This is a genomic window from Kitasatospora arboriphila, assembly GCF_039528095.1.
Lineage (GTDB): Bacteria > Actinomycetota > Actinomycetes > Streptomycetales > Streptomycetaceae > Kitasatospora > Kitasatospora arboriphila.
The window spans coordinates 1-19,064 of the sequence record NZ_BAAALD010000123.1 but is presented as its reverse complement, the minus strand read 5'-3'; the positions used below and the strand labels follow the sequence as shown (position 1 = coordinate 19,064).

Below are 19,064 nucleotides of genomic sequence, written 5' to 3'. Positions count from 1 at the left end.
CCGGGCGCCCCGCCCCCGTCGCCGGCTTCCTGCGCCTCGACGACCCCGCCGAGCAGCCCCGCCGCTGGTCGGCCGAGTTCGACGGCCCGGGGCTGCGGCTGCCCGCCCCCGGCGCCCTGCTGTCCGCCGAGGCGATCGCCGCCGCCCTGCGGCCGGGCTTCCGCTGCGCCCTGCCGCCCGGCTTCGACACCGTGCTGCTCCGCCGGATCGCCCGGACGGTCGCCCGGCACCCCAACGCGGCCAACGACTGGGCCTGGCGGCTGCTGCTCGGCCGCGAACGCCCCGACGCCACCGCCCTTCCGGCCGGCGGCGGCCGGGTGCGGCTGGTGCTCGGCGAGGTCGTCGAACACCTGGAGCGCTCCACGGCCGGCCGCTACGACGCGGTGACGCTCTCCAACGTGGTCGACGGACCGGGGCCGGACTTCGCCCGCCGGCTGCGCGCCGCCGTCGAGCACGCGGTGCGGCCCGGCGGGGTCGCGGTGGTCCGCAGCCTCCGCGAACCCGGCCCGGCCGGGCCCGGGCTCGCCGCCGAGGACCGTTCGGTGATCTGGGGCGTGGTGCGGGCCGTCCGCACCGGGACGGACGGAGCCGACCCGCGATGAAGCACCTGCTGCAACGCCACCCCGTCCCCATGCGGACCCGCTTCGCGCACTCGCTGGTCCTCACCTACGCCCTGCCGCCGGACGTCCTGCAGCCCCTGTTGCCGCCCGGCCTCGCCCTCGACACCTACACCGACCCGGGCGGCACCGAGCACGGCTTCGTGGCCGCCGCCCTGGTGGACACCCGGGACCTGCGGCCCGCCTTCCTGCCGGCCGGCCTCGGCGCCGACCGGATCCTCACCGGGTACCGCATCTTCACCCGCTTCCCGACCCCCACCGGGCGGACCATGCGCGGCCTGAAGATCCTCCGCAGCGACACCGACAGCCGGGTCATGGTGCTCGGCGGCAACCTGCTCTCCCGCTACCGCTACCGGCTCGCCCGGATCGGCAGCCGGGTCGTCGACGACACCCTGGAGTTCCGGATCGTCAGCCGCGACGGCCGGGCCGACCTGCACGTGCGGGCCGACCTCGGCGGCGCCCCCGCGGACCTGCCGGCCGGCAGCCCGTTCGCCTCCGCCAAGGACGCCCGCCGGTTCGCCGGGCCGCTGCCCTACACCTTCGAGCACGAGCCGGAGACCGGCTCGATGATCGTGGTCAAGGCCACCCGGACCCGCTGGGAGCCGACCCCGGTCGCCGTCGAACTGCCGACCCCGCCGACCTTCTTCCGGCACGGCCCCTTCGCCGGGACGACCCCCGTCCTCGCCAACGCCTTCCACGTCGCCGACCTCGAGTACGGCTGGGAGGCCGGCCGGCGCCGCGCCGAGAACGGGGCCGAGCGGTGAACCGGATCACGGCAGGCGAGCAGCAGGAACAGCGCGGGTTCTCCGGGCTGCGGGAGGTGGTCTACTACAACTGGCCGATGTACGTGGCGGGTTGCCTCGCCGCGGGGGCCGGGCTCGCGGTCTCCCACCGTCTGCCCGGGCCGGCCGCGCGGATCGCCCGGCTCGGTGCGGCGGCCGCCGCGGGACTGCTGGCGACCAGCACCGCCGCCACCTGGTGGGTCTACGACCGCTCAAAGCTGCAGACCTTCGACTGGCTGGACGAGCTGCTGCCGGCCGGACCGGGCGAGCACCTGGTGGTCTCCGCCGGCCTCGACGAGACCAGCCGGCCCCTGGCCGCCCGCCGGCCGGACCACCCCCAGCGGGTGGTGGACCTCTACGACCGGGCGACGATGACCGAGGGCTCGATCCGGCGGGCCCGCCGCCGGGTGCCGCCCGTGCCGGGCACCCTCGCCGGACGGCCCGACCGGCTGCCCGCCGCGACGGACTCGGCGGACACCGTCCTCGTCGTCTTCGCCGCCCACGAGCTGCGCCGCGCCGAGGACCGGCGGGCGCTGTTCGCCGAGTTCGCCCGGGTGCTGCGCCCCGGCGGCCGCCTCGTCCTGGTCGAGCACCTGCGGGACGCCGCCAACACCGCCGTCTACGGCCCCGGCGCCCGGCACTTCTTCTCGCGGCGGACCTGGCTCGGCGCCGCCGCGGACGCGGGCCTGCACCCGGTCGCCGAACGGCGGATCGCCGGACTGGTGACCGCCTTCGCCTTCACGCAGACCGACGCCCCGGACCGGAAGGACGGCACACCGTGACCCACCTGCTCACCCTGGAGGGCCAACTGCGGCTGGTGGGTGCCGCCCTGATCGCCATGGGCGCGCTGCACGCCGTCCTGCCGCGGTTCATCGGCTGGCCCTCCGACCTGGCCGGCACCACGCTGCTGACCCGTCAGGTCTCCTACGTGCACATGTTCTTCATCGCCCTGACCTGCGTCCTGCTCGGCCTGCTGCCGCTGCTGCTCGCCCCCGACCTGCTCGCGGGCGGTCGGCTCGGCACCGCGCTGCTCACCGCGCAGACCCTCTTCTGGGGCATCCGCTGGCTCTTCGAGTTCGCGGTGTTCTCCCCGGCGCTCTGGCGCGGGGACCGGCTGCGCACCGCCGCGCACGTGGCGCTGTCGGTGCTGTGGACCTGGGTGACGGCGGTGTTCGCCTGCGCGCTGGTGGCGGTGCTCCGCGGTTGAGGCGCCGGTGAGGTGCGCGCGGTCGGGGTGCGGGCGGGATGCGGTCCGGGTGTGGTCAGAAGACGTGACCGGTCGCGTAGGCGTGCACCGGGTCCGGTCCGCCCTCCGTCCCGGTGCCCGTGCGGTCGGTGACCGAGACGACCCCGTCGACGGAGCGGCACAGCCGCACCACGAGCGGCGCGAGTCCCGGGGTCTCGATGGTGCCGCTGAGCACCACCCGGCCCTGCACCACCTCCACGCCGACCAGGGCCGGGCTCACTCCGTCGACCTTGCCCAGCACCTCCTCGACGATCTCCCGGTGGATCAGCCGGTCCTCGCGGAGGAACACCCGCAGCAGGTCGCCCCGGCTGACCAGGCCGGCCAGCCGGCCGTCCGCGTCGACCACCGGCAGCCGCTTCACCCCGTGCGCGGTCATCAGCCGGGCGGCCGCCACCACGCTCGCGCCGGGCGTGGTGCACAGCACCGAGCCGGTCATCAGCTCCGCCGCGGTCACCGCGGCCCTGCCGCTGTCGGGGGTGCCCGCCGGGGCCCTGTCCGCCGCGGACGCGGTCGCCGGGTCGTCCTCCTGGGCGGCCAGGGTGCGCAGCAGGTCCGCCTCCGAGACGATCCCGACCGGCCGGTCCTCGGCGTCCACCACCGGCACCGCCGTGATGTCGAACTCCGCCAGGAGCGCCACGATCTCCCGGAATCCGGTCTCCGGTGCCACCCGGACGACGTCCCGGGTCATCACCGACTCCACCGTGCGGTGCCCCATGACCAGCCTCCCTGCTGCCGTGCCCCGATCCTCACCCACCCCTGCCCCCAACGGTAGGGCCCTAGGACCCGTTCACGAACCGTCGCGCCCCGGAACCGCCGCTCGGGGGGCTCGGCCCGTCCGGTCGGCGACGGTGGCGACTGTGGCGGGCGCGGCCGGGAGAGCCGGCGGTCAGTCGGGGACGAGGACGGCGACGCCGGTGACGCGGTCGGCGGCGAGGTCGGCGAGGGCTTCGGGGGCGCGGCTCATCGGGTAGCGGCGGACGTGCACGGTGGGCGGGTGGGCGGCGGTCTCGGCGAGGTAGGCGCGGCCGTCGGCCCGGGTGTTGGCGGTGACGCTGCGCAGCGTGCGCTCCTGGAAGAGGTACTGGCGGTAGTCGAGGCGCGGGATGTCGGAGAGGTGGATCCCGGCCACCGCGAGGGTGCCGCCGCGGTCGAGGGCGGCGAGGGCGACGGGGACGAGGTCGCCGACCGGGGCGAAGAGGATCGCCGAGTCGAGGGGTTCGGGCGGGCTGTCGTCGGCGCCGCGGGCCGAGCTGGCGCCGAGGTCCTGGGCGAGCCTGCGGGCCTCGGCGGAGCGGGTCAGCACGTGGACGCGGGCGCCCCGGGCGAGGGCGAGCTGTGCGGTCAGGTGTGCGGACGCCCCGAAGCCGTACAGGCCGAGGCGCCCGCCGGGCGGGAGGTCGGCGCGCTGGAGCGCGCGGTAGCCGATGATGCCGGCGCAGAGCAGCGGGGCGAGGTCCTCGTCGGGCGGGCCCTCCGGCAGCCGGTAGACGTAGTCGGCGTCGACCACGGCGTGGCCGGCGTAGCCGCCGGGGACGTCCCAGCCGGTGTAGCGGGAGTCCGGGCAGAGGTTCTCGCGGCCGGCGAGGCAGTACCGGCAGCTGCCGCAGGTGCCGGCCAGCCAGGCGGCGCCGACCCGGTCGCCCTCGGCGAAGTCGGTTGCCCGCGGCCCGGCCCGCAGCACCCGTCCGACGATCTCGTGGCCGGGCGGGCAGCCGGGCAGGTGCGGTGCGAGGTCGCCCTCGGCGAGGTGCAGGTCCGTCCGGCAGACGCCGCAGGCCCGGACCTCCAGCAGCAGGCTCCTCGGTCCGAGCGGTTCCAGTGGCCGTTCGACCCGGCGCAGCGGGCGGTCGGCGGCGGGTGCGGGGTGGTCGACGACCCAGGCGGTGGTGGTTCCGGTGGTCGTCCCGGTCTCGGCAGCCATCGGCTGTGGCCTCCCGTCGGCGCGGCCTCCCGGCGGTGCGGCCGGGCGGTGGACGCGGTGCGGCTTCCGCCTCCAGCATGCACCGCCACCGCAGCCCGGGCAGCCGCGCCCGGGTGCGGTCGTGCACGGGCGACGATGCGGCCCGGGCAGCACGGTTCGCGAACGTCCGGCCCGCCGCGGCGACCGTGCGTGACCGTCGGCACCGGTCGGGGATCGCCGCAGGTGGGGGTGGGCCGGGTGGGGGGAGGTGGACGGGTGGTACGCGTGGCGGGGTGCCGGTGGGGCCGGTTGGAGAGACGCTTGAGTCCGAAGCCGGCGGTAGGAGGCGTACTATGCGCACCCACTTCCCCGGCCGCCGCGGGAATTCCCGGTGGCGGCGCCTGGTGGTGCATCTGCGGCTGGCGGTCGGCGCGGACGCCGGGCCGCTGCGGCGGCCGGTGGACCGGTCGCGGAGCCGGGCCCTGCTGGCCGCGTGGCTGGCCGTGGTGGTGGCGGCGGCCGGCGCGGGGGCGGCGGCGCTGTTCATGTACTGGTCGGCGCAGGCGGACGCGGCGCGGGCGGCGGCCCGGCTGCACCGGGTGCCGGCGGTGGTCCGCAGCGAGCCGCAGCAGGCGGACCTGAGTGCCTCGGGGGCGCCGGCGGGCGGCTACCGGGCGCTGGCGACGTGGACGTACCCGGCCGGGCACACGGTGACGGAGCAGGCGGCGGTGCCGAGTTCGGCCGGGCCGGGTTCGCAGGTCAGGGTGTGGGTGGACGATGCGGGCCGGGCCGCCGGGGGGCCGCGGTCGACCTCGGACATCGTGGCGACCACCGGCTTCGTCGTGCTGGGCGGCTGGGCGGCTGTGGCGCTCACCTGCGCGGTCGGGTACAGCGTGCGGCGCAGCCGGTTGCAGCGCCGGGCGGAGGAGGAGTGGCAGACGGACTGGGCGGTGGTCGAGCCGACCTGGACGGGCCGCGCGGGAGGCCGCAACGGCTCGGACGCCTGATCCCGTGACGGCGTGACCGGGTGGAGCGCCGACCGCGAGGCGGAGGGGCACGGCAGGTGCCCCTCCGCCTCCGCGTGACGCGTGTGCGCGGTCAGTTGACGTGGACGACGGGGCTGCCGGGCCGGCCGGTGTCGGTGACGGGGCCGTAGGTGGCGGAGAAGTATCCGTCCGCGGGGCACAGGCCAGATCCGCCGCTCTTGGCGAAGTGCTCGTTGTGGAAGGCCAGGCTGTGGGCGGTGTTGTCGGGGGGGGCGGGGGGGGGGGGGGGGGCCCCGGCGGAGCTGGTAGCTGCAGGTGATGGTGCCGAACCAGGTGGCGAGCACGGCGGTGGCCTGGATCGGCCCGGCCGGGCCTGCGGTGAGGGTGACGGGGTACCCGGCGGTGTCGTCGACCGCGACGGTGTAGGGCAGGTTGCCGACGGTCAGGCTCTTCACCGCGGTGACGCCGGTGACGTTGCTGGTGCACGAGCCGAAGGCCATGCCGGTGAGGGACTCGGTGGCGGTGCCGGGTGCGGCGGGGTTGGTGAGCACGGTGGCGGTGAACTGCGAGGTGCCGCAGGTGACTCCGGTGGTGCTGGTGGCGGTGGAGTAGAAGGTGGCCCGGGTGGTCGCGGCGAGCGGTGCCGAGAGCACGTCGCCCACGGCCACGGCGTCGCCGGTGGCGTCCCCGCTGGTGAGGACGGCCGCGGCGGCCGGCCGGGGCGCGGCGGCGGCCGGGGCGGAGAGGGCGGGGAGACCGGCGGCGGCGGTCGCGAGCAGGGCGGCGGCGAGCAGGGCGGGGCGGCTGGATGAGCGCATGGGTGGGCCTCTTCCTCGGTGAGGGGGTTCGAGAAGACGCACGTTCGCCGCTCCGGACGGATGGGGGCACCGGAGCTCCTTACTCTTGTAGGTCCATGTCGGTACACCGTCAATACAATCGGCGGAACTTGCTGACGAATAGTCAGCAGCGCTCGCGCCGGCCGGTCTGCTACGGTCGTCCGGCGGCCGGCCGCGGGACTCCGGTGCGACTTCCGGAAGGCGCCTTTACCGCGATAATTCGCAGCTCGTGCCCCCATTCCCCGGCCGGCCCGCCACACCGACGGGGGCTGAACCATGGAGACGCCGGGCGATCTGGTCGCCGCCGAGGACGTGCTGCTGTTCGTGAACGCGGCGGTCACGGCCACCGGCCAGCGCGAGTTCCACACCGACGCGGCCGAGCAGCGGCTGTCGCTGGACTTCCTGCACGCGTACATCCTCGGCAACTACCGCGACCTGTACGCGGCGGTGCTCGCCCTGGACGTCAACGACCACAACGCGGCGATGATCGTCCGCCGGCTGCTGGAAACCTCGCGGGAGGCCACCGACGCGCAGCGCCGCACCGAGGGCCGGCTGATCGCCCGGCGCCTGGCGCTGATGCCGCCGCAGCGGGTGTACCGGCTCTTCGCCGAGCTGCGCCGGGCCGGGGTGAACAACCGGCGCACCCGCGCGGTCGTCCGGGACTGGATCGCGGCCCGGCCCGACGCCGCCCTGGACGCGGTGAAGTACCGCGGCGGCTTCCGCACGGCCCTGCGGCACGCGCACCTGGCGCCGCCCGGGCCGGAGTTGGGCGACTTCGCGTTCGGCGGGGAGAAGTCGCGGCAGGGCCGCTCCTTCGAATCGCCGCTGCTGGACGCCTGGCGGCGGGCGCACTACCAGAAGTCGGCGGTGTACGAGCTGCCGTACACCGTGGCCGAGGGCTTCGCGGCGAAGCACGGGATCCCGCGGGCGGCCTTCCTGGAGCGGATCGCACCCCGGATGACCCGGCTGGAGCGGCTGCGGCTTCAGGAGTCGGCCCGCGCCGCGGGGGCGGACGCTGTCGCGGTGGACCTCGCACGGATGCCGCTGACCCGGCTGGCCGGGTACGTCCTCGGGCTGCCGGTCGAGCAGCGGCGCGCCCGGCGGGCCGAGCTGACGGCGGCGCTGGAGGCCGCGGCGCGGCGCACGGCGGGCGCCCGGCAGGGCACCTGGGGCCGGGTGGCCGCGGTGCTGGACGACAGCTTCTCCTCGTACGGCTCGGGGCAGAAGCGGCGGCGTCCGCTGGCGGTGGCACTGGCCTGCCACCACCTGCTGGCGGTGCTGGCCTCGGAGTACGTCCCGCTGTGGACCTCGGGCCGCCGTGATGCGCTGCTGGCCCGGCCGTCCGGGGCGACGCCGCTGGGCCGGCGCGTCCTGGACGCCCTGGAGACCGCCCCGGAGCAGCTGGTGATCGTCTCGGACGGCTGGGACAACGCGCCGCCGGGCCTCGCCGCCGAGGTGCTGCGGGTGTGGCGCACCCGGCTGGATCCCGCCGGGGCGACGAGGATCGTGCACCTCAACCCGGTCTGGGACGCGGACGGCTTCGACGTGCGCCGACTCGCCCCGGGCGTGCCGACCGCCGGCATCCGGGACGCCGAGGACCTGGTGCCGCTGGTCGGGATCGCCCGGTTCGCCGAGGGCCGCACCGGACTGCCCGAGCTGACCGCGCACCTGGCCGAGCGGACGGCGGCGTTCCTGGCCGCCGGGGAGCACACCGGCGGTGGACCGGACACCGGCAGGTCGGACACCCGCAGGTCGGACACCGACGGGGAACACGACGGGGAGGCGGACGAGTGAGCGGGCTCGACCTGACGGGCCTGGCCACCGGGCCGGCCCAGGTGTGGGGCGGGGTGCGCCTGGTGCCGCTGCTGCGCGCGGCGCCGATCACCGACCTGCGGCTGCACCGGCGGGTGTACGGGGACGCGTACGCCCCGGTCGCGCTCGACCGCCGCACCACCTACCTGTCCTACGTGCCGCACGGCTTCGTCGCGGACTGGACGGACGACGGCTCCGCCGCCGCCTACGGCACCTCGCTCGGCGAGCGGGTGCCGGAGCGCGTACCGGTGCGTCCGCACCACCGGCTGGCCCGCCGGGAGGGCTCGAACCGGCTGCGTTTCCTGCCGCTGCACCTGGCGCTGGAGGGCTACCTCGCGCTGCACTTCGGCGGGCCGACGGTGCTCTGGGCGGAGTGGTCGCAGCGGGCGGTGCGCGCGGGGCTGTCGCCGCGCGCCGAGGAGGCGTACCGGGGTGCCGAGGTGCGCGGGCTGGCCGACGCGCTGCGGGTGTTCGAGATCCACCACGGGCAGTGCGGGGTGCTGGTGTACGTCGCGGACGCCCTGGCGGCGGCGTTCGCGGTGCCGCATCCGGAGGACTACCGGGCGTTGCACGCGACGCTGGTGCACGACCTGTTCGGCGAGCTGATCCACCACTACGCACTGCTGTCGGCGCCGGTGCCGGAGTTCCGGGCGAGCATCCCGGGCCCGGGCATCCGCTCGCTGGCCGACCTGCGGGCGGCCGCGGGCGGGCAGGAGCGGGCCTGGGCGGAGTTCCACGACGGCACGATGGCGGCGGGCCTGCTGGCGGCCCCCGTCCGGTCCCGGCCGGTGTACCGGGCGGGCCGGTTCACCCTCGGCCGGTTCCTGCCGGAGTTCCGGCCGGGCGCGGAGAACCACATCGGCGAGACGATCACCGACGGGGACGGCCGGATCGCCTACCTGAAGACCTTCCGGCTGTCGGAGGCGCAGGTGCGCCGGGGGTTCCTGCTGGACACGCTCGCCGCGCACGACTGGCACCTGGGCTCGGCGGCGGCCGCGCTGAACGCCACCGAGGCGCAGTTGGGCCTGCGGCTGGAGGCGGCGGGCTTCGGGGCGCTGCTGCGGCAGGACGTGCTGGACGGGTACCGCAAGCGGGCCCGGGCGGGTGGGGACGGCGCCGCGGCTCAGCCGGCGGCGAGCCGGCGGCCCTCGTCGAAGTAGCGGGTGAGGGCGTCGGCGCCGCCGAGTTCGCGGACGGTGCGGGCGGCGCCGAACGGGGCGTTCCAGAACCCGCCGGTGCGCGGGGTGTGCGGGCCGACGTAGGCGTACGGCTCGGGCTGGTAGGAGTCGCCGGCGGAGACGCCGTAGTTGACCGCGTCGAGGGTGATGCCGAGGTCGAAGTGCTCGGGCCAGAGCACCGGTTCCGTGTCCGGGGCGAGGCGGCGCAGGGCGGTGTCGGCGGCGCCGAAGCAGTGGGCGATCCACTGGGCGGCCTGCGGGTCGGCGTCGACCGGGTCGTCGGAGGCGGCGCCGGAGCCGTCGTGGTACAGGCCCTCGGGCGGGCCGGGTTCGAGGCCGAGGGCCGTCGCGAGCGCCGCGCAGCTGGTGCGCCGCAGGGTGAGGCGGTGTCCCGGGGCCATCAGCTCGTCGCCGATGACCTGCAGGAAGGGTTCGGCCGTGGTGGCGAAACCGCCCGGGTAGGCCCGCAGCCGGATGGTGCCGCTCGCCCGGTACTGGGGCCCGGCGAGCACCGTCTCGGCGACGGCGTGCAGGGCCCGGCGGGTGCGGACGACCGTGTCGATGTCCATGTCTTCATGGTGACCTGCACCGGCGGGGACGGCACAACCCGTCGTCCGTGGCCAGGAGTCGACAGATCGATGAGGCGACTTGTCGCCTCTGCCCCGCTTTCGCACGCCGGTGACCTGCGGAAGCGGACGGCTGCGGCCCCGCCGGGGCCCGCCGTGCGCCGCTCAGTGCCCGGCGCGGCGGCGGCGCAGCAGCACGGCGCCGGCGGCCGCCGCGGCGGCCAGCACGGCGACGACCACCGCCATCCAGGTCCAGGCGCTGTCGGCCTCGGCGGCGGCCGAGGTGCTGCGGATCGGCTCGGCGGAGGCGCTCGGCGCGGGGGCGGTGCCCACCGGGGCCACCGGTCCGCTGCTGGGCGCGGTGCCGGGGACGGCGGTGACGTCGACCTCGGCCTCGCCCCGGCCGAGCGCGGGGAAGCCCGATTCGACGATCACCTTCCAGTGACCGGGCGGCAGTTGGCGGGCGGTGGTGTAGGTGCCGGGCTTGCCGGCGACCGCGACCAGCTGCCAGGGGCCGACCGCGCGGCCGTCCTGGGCGGTGGCGCTCAGGGTTCCGGCGATCTTCTCGTCGACCGGGTCGTGGTCGTTCTCCCAGGTGGCGACGGCGGTGAGGTGCCCGTCGACCAGGCTGGAGACGGTGAAGGCGATGGTGTCGCCGTGGGCACCGGCGGGCTGGGCCGTGCCGAGCACGGTCAGGCCGGTGAGGGCGGCGGCGGTGGCGAGGGTGCGCAGGCGCATGGGGGTGGCTCCTGGTCTGGCCGGCGGGCGCGGGCGCCCGGTGGGACGGGACGGCCCGGTGGGGCGGGAGGGCCGACTCCCGCCCCACCGGGCTCGGGGGCGCCTCGTCAGGAGGCGGCCTGGATGGTCCAGTTCTGGTAGGACTGGCCGCTGGGCTGCTGCAGTTCCAGCAGCCAGCCGCCGTAGTACCAGCGCTTGCTGGTGCCGAGGACGAGCGAGGAGCCCTTGGCGGTCAGCGCGTAGCCGCTGCCGGCGGAGGCGATCTTCCACTGCTGGCTGTCCGCGGACGAGCAGGGCTGCTGCATCACGTACTGGCCGGCGACGGCCTGGCCGCCGATCTGCAGGCACTTGTCGGAGCGGGCGGAGCGGATCTTCAGGTAGCCGTCGCCGGCGTCCTCGAACAGCCACTGCTGGTTGGAGTAGCCGTGCCGCTGGTAGCCGATGAGCACGGCGCCGTCGCGGGTGGAGCCGCCCCACATGTCGGCGGCCTGGCCGGTCAGGCTGTTGATCATCAGGTAGCGGGTGCCGGGCTGGGTCGGCGCGGGGCCGGCCGCCTTGGTGGTGCGGAAGGCGGTGGTGCGGCCGGGCTTGGCGGTCTTGCCGGACTTGTCCTTGACCGCGACGGCGACCTTGTACTCGGTGTCGGGCTTGAGGTTGACCAGGCGGACGACGCTGGAGGTGACGGTCGCGATGGAGCGGCCGTTGACCTGGAGGTCGTAACCGGAGGCGCCGCTGACCGCCGTCCAGCTGAGCACCGCCGAGTTGGTGGTGATCTGGCCGACCGTCACCTTGGGACCGGTGGTCGAGGTCGGGCTGGGGCTCGGGGTGGGCGTCGAGTCGGTCGGGCTCGGGCTGGGCGTCGGCGACTTGGTCGGGTTCGGCGTGGTCGGGCTCGGCGTCGGCGACTTGGTGGGGGTCGGCGTCGGGTTCGGGTTCGGGTTGGTGCCGCCGTTCGCGAACAGGAACTGGTTGTTGGCGATGTTCCAGTGCGTGGTCAGGTAGCTGCCCGGCTGCGGGTCGGTGTTGAAGTAGTCGTCGTGGTTGCAGTCGAGGCGGTCGTCCTCGGCCCGGTTCGGGCAGAGGGTCTGCATCTTCGGGTAGTACGGCGAGTCGGAGTAGCACATGATGTCCCACTCGTCGACGCAGTGCGCGCCCTTGCTGGTGTGCGGGGCGCTGTTGTTGACGGCGCCGAGGTTGTGGCCGAGCTCGTGGGCGGCGGTGGAGCCGCCCCAGCAGCCGTTGTCGGTGCGGCCGTAGGACGGGCCGAAGTTGGACAGGTTGTCCTGGCCGGGACGCTCGTCACCGTTGAAGGTGCCGATGCCGCAGTACACGTTGGCGTCCGCGAAGACCATGTACTTGCGGTCCTTGCGGTTGAAGCCCTGGGCGGCGAGCGCCTTGTTGCTGGCGCCGAACTCCTGCAGGGAGGCCGCGGACAGCTCGACGTTCAGCACCGAGACGGTGCAGTCGGCCTCGGTGACGAAGCGGATGTGCCGGACGCCGCCGGTCTCCTGGGCGCTCGCGTTGTAGATGGTGTCGGTGTCCGACGCCCACTTCTTGAACGAGGCGAGGTACTGCGCGAAGCGGTCGTTGCCCGGGGCGTGGACGTACATCACCTGGACGCGGTTGCCGGTCGAGCCGTCGCCCTCGCAGACCACCTTGGAGCCTTCGGCCGCGGCCCCCGCTCCGGCCGAGGGGGTGCCGGCGGGCGCGGCGGAGCCGCCGAGCGCCTTGCCGGTCTGCAGGTCGAGCACGGGCGGCGCGTCGCTCAGCAGGTCCGCGGCGGACGGTGCGGCGGCCGCGGTCGGGGTGAGGTCGGCGGGCTTCTCGGTGGTCGCGACCACCGGGGCGGTGCTCTTGTGGACGTCGACGCCGCGCGGCGGGGCGTCCGGGCCGTGGGTGCACAGGCCCTGCTCGTTGACCTTGTAGACGCCGACGCACTTGTCGCCGCTGGCGGCCGGCACGAGGCCGCCGTACACCAGACCTCGGGTCGGGTCGTCCTTGGGTATGGAGGTCACCGGGGCGGGCGCCTCGTTGTGGAGCGGACCGGCGGCCGGCGAGGGCTCCACCTCCTGCGCGATCACCGCGTCCGCGGAGGTGCGGAGCGGCTTGTCGCCCTCCAGCGCGGAGCCGATGGTGACGGCTCCCGCGATGAGTCCCGCGGTGATGGCGGTTGCGGTGAACATCAGTCCACGGCGATTGCGGCGACGGTGCGACGACGCTTTCCTGTGTGACATGTGTCTCTCCTCGTCGGCCCTCGGTGGGGTGTGGTGCTTGCCGACACCTGGGAGATCCGTGGGACGGGAGGGGATAACAGGAATCCCAAACATTTTTTCGCGGTTGTTTTCCGACGGGACGTCAGGACCACGACGATCGGCCCGGTTGACGGGCCGTCCGAGTACGGAGGAAGGGGAGGACCGGTGGACGCACGACAGGTGGCCGCCTACCTGGACCGGATCGGCCTGCCGCGGCCGGAGCACGCGGACGCGGCGGCGCTGCGCGCCCTGCAGCTCGCGCACCTGCACGCCGTGCCGTTCGAGACGCTGAGCGTGGCCCGCGGCGAGCCGATCGTGCTGACCGAACGGGCGCTCTGGGAGAAGCTGGTGGAGCGCCGCCGCGGCGGCTTCTGCTACGAGCTCAACGGCGCCTTCGCCGGCCTGCTCACGGCGCTCGGCCACCGGGTGGAGCTGCTCGCCGGGCGGGTGTTCGGCCGGGACGGCCGGCCCGGGCCGCCCTTCGACCACATGGCGCTGCGGGTCCTGCTGGACAAGCCGTGGCTGGTGGACGTCGGCTTCGGCCGGTTCAGCCACCATCCGTTGCGGCTGGACGGGCGCGGCGAGCAGTCCGACCCCGCCGGCCGGTTCACGCTGCGGCCGCACGGCGCGGAGCTGGACGTGCTGATGGACGGCGAGCCGCAGTACCGGCTGGACCTGCGGCCGTACGCGCTGGCCGACTTCGGCCCGACCTGCTGGTGGCAGGCGACCTCGCCCGAGTCGCACTTCACCCGGTCCACCACCTGCTCGCGGCTGACCGGCGAGGGCAGGATCACCCTCGCCGGCACCCGGCTGATCCGCACCGGCGCGGACGGCTCACGCAGCGAGGAGCAGCTGACCGGGGAGCAGGCGCTCGCCGCGTACCGCGAACACTTCGGGATCGAGCTCGACGCGCTGCCGGTCAGCGCACCGCCGCGACCAGGGCGTCACTGACCGAGCGCCAGGCCACCCCGGCCTCGCGGAAGCCGGCCCCGACCAGCCGGGCGGTGTGCCACTCGGCGGGGTGGCTCTCGCCGTCGGCGTGGTCGCCGTGGATCGCGAAACGGGCCGCGACGGCCTCGGCGACGGCCCGGTTGTCGCCGCCCGCCCGCCACCAGGCGGCCCAGTCGAGAACGCCCTCGGCGCGCTCACGCTCCCGGCGGGCGTGCTGCCGGGCCCGGTCGGCGGCGTTCAGCAGGGGGGTGTCCGGCTGCGGCATGTGGTCGGCGTTGACGAACAGGCCGCCGGGCCGGACCAGCCCCGCGAGGTCGCCGTACAGCCGCACCAGGGCGTCGCTGCCGAGCCAGTGCAGGGCGGTCGAGGTGAGCACCGCGTCGAACGCGCCGCCGTCCGGCAGCAGCTTCGCCCAGCCGGGGTCGTTCAGGTCGGCGGTGACGAGGGTGAGGCGCGGCTCGTGGGCGAAGTGGCCGCGGGCGATCGCGAGCAGCGCGGGGTCGACGTCCACGCCGACCGAGACCGCCCCGGGCAGCCGGGCGAGCAGCCGTGCGCTGATCGAGCCGGTGCCGCAGGCCAGGTCGAGGACGCGCGGCGCCGGGCCGGCCACCGCCTCGACCAGGTCGAGCATCACCCGGAACCGCTCCTCGCGGTCGGGCAGGTACCACTCCTGCTGGCGGTCCCAGCTGCGCTGCCAGTCGTGCCAGGTCGTCATGCCCCACTCCCGTCGGTAACGGCCGGATGAGCTGTTCATCTCTTACGCTAGCGAGGGCAGGTAACCACCACAAGGCAGATGCAGGTATTACTTTTCGCTCCGGCTCGGCAGGCTCCCGTAGCATTCGCCGGTACAGGCGGCACACCGAGGGAAGCAGCAGCAGGCATGACGGCGGGCCCGGACACCCAGACCCAGATCCAGCAGCACGACGAGCAGGACATCGACTTCGGCCCGGGCATCGACCCCGAGCGCCTGGCCCTGTGCCTGGACGTGCTCGCCGAACTCGACACCCTGCACGTGGACCACCCGGACGCGATCACCGTCCGCCAGGCGGTCGGCGGCATCTTCCGCACGCTCAAGCAGCGCCGCCGCCAGGAGACCCGCGCCCGCAAGACCGCCAACGACCGGCTGGTCACCTCGCGGACGGCGACCGGCGCACCCGGCCGGATCGACGACGAGACGGCCGGCGCCTTCGGCCTGACCACCGAGACCACCACCGAGATCGCCGGGATACTCGAGCGCCCCCGCTCCTGCTACACCTGCAAGCAGCGGTACGTCGAGGTCGACGCCTTCTACCACCAGCTGTGCCGCAACTGCGCGGCGCTCAACCACGCCCGCCGCGGCGCCCGCGCCGACCTCACCGGGCGGCGCGCCCTGCTCACCGGCGGCCGCGCCAAGATCGGCATGTACATCGCGCTCTGCCTGCTGCGGGACGGCGCGCACACCACCATCACCACCCGCTTCCCCAACGACGCGATCCGCCGCTTCAAGGCGATGCCGGACAGCGACCGGTGGATCGACCGGCTGAAGATCGTCGGCATCGACCTGCGCGACCCGGCCCAGGTGATGGCGCTGGCCGACGAGGTCGCCGCCGACGGCCCGCTGGACATCCTGATCAACAACGCGGCGCAGACCGTCCGCCGCCCGCCGGAGTCGTACCGCGAGCTGGTGGCCGCCGAGTCGGCCCCGCTGCCGGCCGGTGTACTGCCCCCGTCGACCGTGATCGGGCGCTTCGGCAGCGGCAACGTGGACCTGCCGGCACTGCCCGGCCAGGCCTCCGGCGAGAGCGAGCGGATCAGCGCCGAGGACGTCACCGCCCTCGCCCTGGTCAGCGGCTCCGCCTCGCCGGCCCGGATCGAGGCCGGCACCGCGATCGACGCCGGCGGCCTGGTGCCGGACCTCGCCTCCACCAACAGCTGGGTGCAGACCGTCGACGAGGTCGGCCCGATGGAGCTGCTGGAGGTGCAGCTCTGCAACTCCACCGCGCCGTTCATCCTGATCAGCCGGCTCCGGCCGGTGATGGCCGCCTCCCCCGCGCGGCGCAAGTACATCGTCAACGTCTCCGCCATGGAGGGCGTGTTCAGCCGCGGCTACAAGGGCGCCGGCCACCCGCACACCAACATGGCCAAGGCCGCGCTGAACATGCTCACCCGCACCAGCGCCGAGGAGATGTACCGGACCGACGGCATCCTGATGACCAGCGTCGACACCGGCTGGATCACCGACGAGCGGCCGCACCCCGACAAGATGCGGCTGCACGACGAGGGCTTCCACGCCCCGCTCGACCTGGTCGACGGCGCGGCCCGGGTCTACGACCCAATCGTCCGCGGCGAGCTCGGCGAGGACCTGTACGGCTGCTTCCTCAAGGACTACTCCAAGGCCGCCTGGTGACGGCCATCGGCCCGGTGGCCGGTGGCGGGCAGGCCGGCGGCGGCGGCCCGATCATCGGTGCGGGGGTCATCGTGCCCACCACCGACGGACGGGTGCTGATCGGACGGCGCACCACCGCGGGCGAGCCGCCGACCTGGAGCCTGCCCGGCGGCAAGGTCGACGGCACCGGCGAGTCCTTCGAGGAGGCCGCCGCCCGTGAACTCGCCGAGGAGACCGGCATCGTGCTGCCCGCGGCCGCGATGCGGGTGCTGGCCGTGCTGCTCGACCACGAGCTCGGACGACCCCGGCTGACCGCGGCCGTCCTCGCCCCGCCGAGCGACGCGCCCGCGGTCGTCACCGAGCCGCACAGCTGCGCGGGTTGGGAGCGGGTCCCGGTGGACGCGCTGCCCGAGCCGATGTTCCACCCGTCCGGGCTGGTGCTGGCCCGCTGGCTGCCCGGTTACCCGGGGCCGGCCGGCGCGCACGTCTACCCGCTGGTCTGAACACCGGGCCGCGCCTTCCCCGGGGCGCGTCCTCGAAGGTCACGGTCACCCCCACGAGGGGCGCACGGGCCCCTGATCGGCGTTCCCGGGCCCGGTCCGGCTGCCCGACCGCCCCGTGAAGCAGGCTCCCGCCCCCTGGACCCGCGGGCGGGACGCCGCCCTCCGGTCAGCCGTCCTGGGGCCGGGTCAGCCGTCCTGGGGCCGGGTCAGCAGGACGAAGGTCCGGGCGAAGGCGGTGCCCTCGGCGACCCGCGGCCAGTCCAGGGCCAGCAGCGCCTTCGAGGCCCCCTCGTGCGGTGCGCCGTTCACCCGCACCTCGGCGCTCTCCCGGCCGGCCCCGCTGCCGAACAGCAGCGACAGACCGGTCGGGCGGTCCCGGTCGAAGCCGTCCGGGAACGCCGGGGCGAGCTGCGGCAGCAGCGGCCGGGCGAGCATCCAGTCCTGGACGGCGCCGTGCCGGTCGCCGGTGCCCCAGCCGGCGATGCCGCCGTGCACGGCGTGCCAGCCGGGCAGCGCGTCCGCGTCGTCCGGGTGCAGGTGGCCGGCGAACCGGCCGTTGTGGGCGAGGAGTTCGAGCAGGGCCAGGCCGGTGGTGGAGGCCCAGACCTCGACCGCGCGGCGCAGCGCGGGCCCGCTGTCGGCCTCGACACCGGCCAGGCAGTCCTGCACCCTGCGCTCCTGCGGCCGTCCGGCGTCCAGCAGGACGGTCAGATCGAGGTGGGCCGGGCCCTCGCCGTGCCGGGCGCCGACCGCGACGGCGGTGCCGCCGGGGCCGGTGACCAGGGAGCCGTCGACCGTCCAGGTGTCGCCGCCGAGTTCCGTCAACCGTTCGGCCACCGCGGCGAGGACGGCCTGCTCGGAGAGCAGGGCGGTGTCGCCCGGCTGCCTGCGGGTGGCCGCGCCGGAGCCGCGCCACCAAGATCCCAACCCCATGGCGGACACCGTATCGGCGCGGCCGCCCCGGCCGCCACAGGAACGCCGAACGCGTCCGTGCGGCCGCCGGGGCGGGCCCGGGGGTCAGGGCTTGTAGGTCACATCGCCGGGCGTGTAGCGGCAGTTGGTGCCGTCCGGGCCGCTGCCCGCCTCCTTGGGCTCGCCCGAGGTGACGCCGGTGTAGCGCTGGCAGACGGTGATCTTCCGGCTGCTGTCGCCGACCACGGTGAGCCGGGTGATCGTGGCGGTGTCGCCCAGGTTGGCGTTGATGCCGACGATCTTCTTGCCGGGCGCGGTGGCGATCACGTTGTCGATCACCACGTGGCGGGGGTACTGCGTCTTGCAGTTGCCGCAGGAGCGGTAGAGCTTGCCGAAGTCCTCCACCCGGAAGTTCCTGACGACGAAGGTGCCGGGGCCGTTGTGCTGGAAGACCTTGTCGGCCGCGCCGCGCGCGCCGCCGCCGTCCACGGTCATCACCTGGGAGGCGGAGGTGCCCTTGAAGGTGGCGGCGTCCTCGCCGACGTTCTCCCACCAGACGTTGCGCAGGGTGCAGCTGCCGCTGCAGTGCACGCCGTCGGCGGCCGGGTCGCCGAGGATCACGTTCTGCAGCACGGCGCCGTCGGCGAGTTCGAACATGGCGGGCTGGTTCTCGGACTGGCTGCCGCTGCCCAGCGCGCCCTTGCCGACGTAGCGGCGGCCGCCGCCGTCGAAAAGCTTGGCGACCTTCTGGGTGGCGGCCAGCGGCACGTCGGCGCCCTGCGGGGTCGGCCAGGCCGGGATCGCCGTGCCGGTGCCGCCCGTCGCGGTGGCGGTCGGGGCGGGCGTGGCCGTCGCGGTGGGCTTCGCGGTGGCGGTGGGCTTCGGGGTGGCCGTGGCCGTGGTGGTCGGGGTGCTCGCGGTGGGGGCCGGGGTGGCGGCGGCGGGCTTGAAGGTCCAGCGCTTGGCGGGCGCCGAGTCGCAGGAGTTCTGCTGCACCGGGGTGCCGGCCGCGGTCGAACCGTCCTTCACCGCCAGGCACTTGCCGCTGGTGGCGTTGACCACCCGGTGGCCGCCCTCGACGGCCGTCAGGGTCCAGCGCTGGGAGGCGGCCGCCGGGTCGCAGTCCTCCGCCTGGACGGCGGCGCCGGCGCCGGTCTGGGTGTCCCGGACGCCCGCGCAGCGGCCGCCGGCGGTCTCGACCAGCCGGTAGCCGCTGCCGTCGGCGGTCAGCCGCCAGGTCTCGCCGCCCGCGCCGCAGTCCTGCTGGGCCAGTTGGGTGCCGGCGGCCGGGGCGGGCGCCTGCAGGCAGAGTCCGCCGGCGGCGCTCACCAGGGTGTAGGAGGACCCGGCGGCCGGGGCGGGGGCGGCGGCGTCCGCGCCCGCCCACAGGCCGCCCGCGACGCCGGCGGCCAGCAGGGCG

19 protein-coding genes are annotated in these 19,064 nt (G+C 75.3%); 11 read left to right on the top strand and 8 right to left on the bottom strand.

From position 1 onward, the window contains the following. The 4 genes from ABD353_RS35710 to ABD353_RS35695 form a co-directional block, all read left to right on the top strand. Positions 1-602 (top strand): hypothetical protein (locus tag ABD353_RS35710; protein WP_344627874.1); only part of this gene is annotated, 602 nt, incomplete at its 5' end. After that, entirely contained in the window at positions 599-1,381 is a 783-nt protein-coding gene (locus tag ABD353_RS35705; protein ID WP_344627873.1) for a DUF2071 domain-containing protein, read from the top strand. The genes ABD353_RS35710 and ABD353_RS35705, both read left to right, overlap by 4 nt. Continuing rightward, positions 1,378-2,181, top strand: coding sequence for a methyltransferase domain-containing protein (locus tag ABD353_RS35700; protein WP_344627872.1), 804 nt, complete (start codon positions 1,378-1,380; stop codon positions 2,179-2,181). The genes ABD353_RS35705 and ABD353_RS35700 overlap by 4 nt, the downstream gene beginning before the upstream one ends. Beyond that, a complete protein-coding gene (locus tag ABD353_RS35695) occupies positions 2,178-2,606 on the top strand; it encodes a hypothetical protein (protein WP_344627871.1) in 429 nt (142 codons plus the stop codon). The genes ABD353_RS35700 and ABD353_RS35695 overlap by 4 nt, the downstream gene beginning before the upstream one ends. A gap of 55 nt (positions 2,607-2,661) precedes the next feature. Here ABD353_RS35695 and ABD353_RS35690 read toward each other — a convergent pair whose 3' ends face one another. Next, positions 2,662-3,360 carry a CBS domain-containing protein gene (locus ABD353_RS35690; protein WP_344627870.1) on the bottom strand — a complete coding sequence of 233 codons (699 nt, stop codon included), beginning with the start codon at positions 3,358-3,360 and terminating at the stop codon, positions 2,662-2,664. A gap of 171 nt (positions 3,361-3,531) precedes the next feature. Further along, on the bottom strand, positions 3,532-4,566 hold the full coding sequence (locus ABD353_RS35685) for a zinc-dependent alcohol dehydrogenase family protein (RefSeq protein ID WP_344627869.1): 1,035 nt from the start codon (positions 4,564-4,566) through the stop codon (positions 3,532-3,534). Positions 4,567-4,898: 332 nt separating this feature from the next. Between ABD353_RS35685 and ABD353_RS35680 the strand changes: the two genes are divergently transcribed. From ABD353_RS35680 to ABD353_RS35665, 4 genes are all read left to right on the top strand, one after another. After that, positions 4,899-5,552, top strand: coding sequence for an Rv1733c family protein (locus ABD353_RS35680; RefSeq protein ID WP_344627868.1), 654 nt, complete (start codon positions 4,899-4,901; stop codon positions 5,550-5,552). A 411-nt stretch (positions 5,553-5,963) separates the two neighbouring features. Next, a complete protein-coding gene (locus ABD353_RS35675; RefSeq protein WP_344627867.1) occupies positions 5,964-6,143 on the top strand; it encodes a hypothetical protein in 180 nt (59 codons plus the stop codon). Positions 6,144-6,643: 500 nt separating this feature from the next. Next, positions 6,644-8,161: a hypothetical protein gene (locus tag ABD353_RS35670; protein WP_344627866.1), complete on the top strand. Its 1,518-nt coding sequence runs from the start codon at positions 6,644-6,646 to the stop codon at positions 8,159-8,161. Continuing rightward, positions 8,158-9,339, top strand: a complete 1,182-nt coding sequence (locus tag ABD353_RS35665) for an ARPP-2 domain-containing protein (protein ID WP_344627865.1) — start codon at positions 8,158-8,160, stop codon at positions 9,337-9,339. The genes ABD353_RS35670 and ABD353_RS35665 overlap by 4 nt, the downstream gene beginning before the upstream one ends. Here ABD353_RS35665 and ABD353_RS35660 read toward each other — a convergent pair. The 3 genes from ABD353_RS35660 to ABD353_RS35650 all read right to left on the bottom strand — a co-directional run bounded on the left by ABD353_RS35660 (position 9,303) and on the right by ABD353_RS35650 (position 12,844). Next, on the bottom strand, positions 9,303-9,926 hold the full coding sequence (locus ABD353_RS35660) for a hypothetical protein (protein ID WP_344627864.1): 624 nt from the start codon (positions 9,924-9,926) through the stop codon (positions 9,303-9,305). The two genes, ABD353_RS35665 and ABD353_RS35660, sit on opposite strands and share 37 nt — an antisense overlap. 162 nt (positions 9,927-10,088) lie before the next feature. Continuing rightward, the gene (locus ABD353_RS35655; protein ID WP_344627863.1) at positions 10,089-10,661 is read right to left on the bottom strand and encodes a hypothetical protein; all 573 of its coding nucleotides are present in this window, start codon (positions 10,659-10,661) and stop codon (positions 10,089-10,091) included. Positions 10,662-10,768: 107 nt separating this feature from the next. Beyond that, the gene (locus ABD353_RS35650; RefSeq protein WP_344627862.1) at positions 10,769-12,844 is read right to left on the bottom strand and encodes an RICIN domain-containing protein; all 2,076 of its coding nucleotides are present in this window, start codon (positions 12,842-12,844) and stop codon (positions 10,769-10,771) included. 234 nt (positions 12,845-13,078) lie between these two features. Here ABD353_RS35650 and ABD353_RS35645 point away from each other — a divergent pair, with 234 nt between their 5' ends. Further along, positions 13,079-13,864, top strand: a complete 786-nt coding sequence (locus tag ABD353_RS35645; protein WP_344627861.1) for an arylamine N-acetyltransferase family protein — start codon at positions 13,079-13,081, stop codon at positions 13,862-13,864. Here ABD353_RS35645 and ABD353_RS35640 read toward each other — a convergent pair. Then, positions 13,833-14,579: a class I SAM-dependent methyltransferase gene (locus ABD353_RS35640; RefSeq protein ID WP_344627860.1), complete on the bottom strand. Its 747-nt coding sequence runs from the start codon at positions 14,577-14,579 to the stop codon at positions 13,833-13,835. The two genes, ABD353_RS35645 and ABD353_RS35640, sit on opposite strands and share 32 nt — an antisense overlap. A gap of 165 nt (positions 14,580-14,744) precedes the next feature. Between ABD353_RS35640 and ABD353_RS35635 the strand changes: the two genes are divergently transcribed. Both ABD353_RS35635 and ABD353_RS35630 read left to right on the top strand, forming a co-directional pair. Continuing rightward, a complete protein-coding gene (locus tag ABD353_RS35635; RefSeq protein WP_344627859.1) occupies positions 14,745-16,250 on the top strand; it encodes an SDR family NAD(P)-dependent oxidoreductase in 1,506 nt (501 codons plus the stop codon). Then, a complete protein-coding gene (locus ABD353_RS35630) occupies positions 16,247-16,732 on the top strand; it encodes an NUDIX domain-containing protein (RefSeq protein WP_344627858.1) in 486 nt (161 codons plus the stop codon). The genes ABD353_RS35635 and ABD353_RS35630 overlap by 4 nt, the downstream gene beginning before the upstream one ends. A gap of 186 nt (positions 16,733-16,918) precedes the next feature. On the opposite strand, the gene ABD353_RS35625 is transcribed toward ABD353_RS35630, so the two are convergent. Both ABD353_RS35625 and ABD353_RS35620 read right to left on the bottom strand, forming a co-directional pair. Beyond that, on the bottom strand, positions 16,919-17,665 hold the full coding sequence (locus ABD353_RS35625; RefSeq protein ID WP_344627857.1) for a DUF6348 family protein: 747 nt from the start codon (positions 17,663-17,665) through the stop codon (positions 16,919-16,921). 84 nt (positions 17,666-17,749) lie between these two features. After that, positions 17,750-19,064, bottom strand: a 1,315-nt coding sequence (locus ABD353_RS35620) for a pectate lyase (protein WP_344627856.1), incomplete at its 5' end; no start/stop codon positions are given.

Excerpts from the sequence above, each read along its gene's own strand:
- ABD353_RS35705 (WP_344627873.1), top strand. The coding sequence starts at position 599 with ATGAAGCACCTGCTGCAACGCCACCCCGTCCCCATGCGGACCCGCTTC.
- ABD353_RS35690 (WP_344627870.1), bottom strand. The coding sequence starts at position 3,360 with ATGGGGCACCGCACGGTGGAGTCGGTGATGACCCGGGACGTCGTCCGG.
- ABD353_RS35685 (WP_344627869.1), bottom strand. The coding sequence starts at position 4,566 with ATGGCTGCCGAGACCGGGACGACCACCGGAACCACCACCGCCTGGGTC.
- ABD353_RS35680 (WP_344627868.1), top strand. The coding sequence starts at position 4,899 with ATGCGCACCCACTTCCCCGGCCGCCGCGGGAATTCCCGGTGGCGGCGC.
- ABD353_RS35670 (WP_344627866.1), top strand. The coding sequence starts at position 6,644 with ATGGAGACGCCGGGCGATCTGGTCGCCGCCGAGGACGTGCTGCTGTTC.
- ABD353_RS35660 (WP_344627864.1), bottom strand. The coding sequence starts at position 9,926 with ATGGACATCGACACGGTCGTCCGCACCCGCCGGGCCCTGCACGCCGTC.
- ABD353_RS35655 (WP_344627863.1), bottom strand. The coding sequence starts at position 10,661 with ATGCGCCTGCGCACCCTCGCCACCGCCGCCGCCCTCACCGGCCTGACC.
- ABD353_RS35650 (WP_344627862.1), bottom strand. The coding sequence starts at position 12,844 with ATGTTCACCGCAACCGCCATCACCGCGGGACTCATCGCGGGAGCCGTC.
- ABD353_RS35640 (WP_344627860.1), bottom strand. The coding sequence starts at position 14,579 with ATGACGACCTGGCACGACTGGCAGCGCAGCTGGGACCGCCAGCAGGAG.
- ABD353_RS35635 (WP_344627859.1), top strand. The coding sequence starts at position 14,745 with ATGACGGCGGGCCCGGACACCCAGACCCAGATCCAGCAGCACGACGAG.
- ABD353_RS35625 (WP_344627857.1), bottom strand. The coding sequence starts at position 17,665 with ATGGGGTTGGGATCTTGGTGGCGCGGCTCCGGCGCGGCCACCCGCAGG.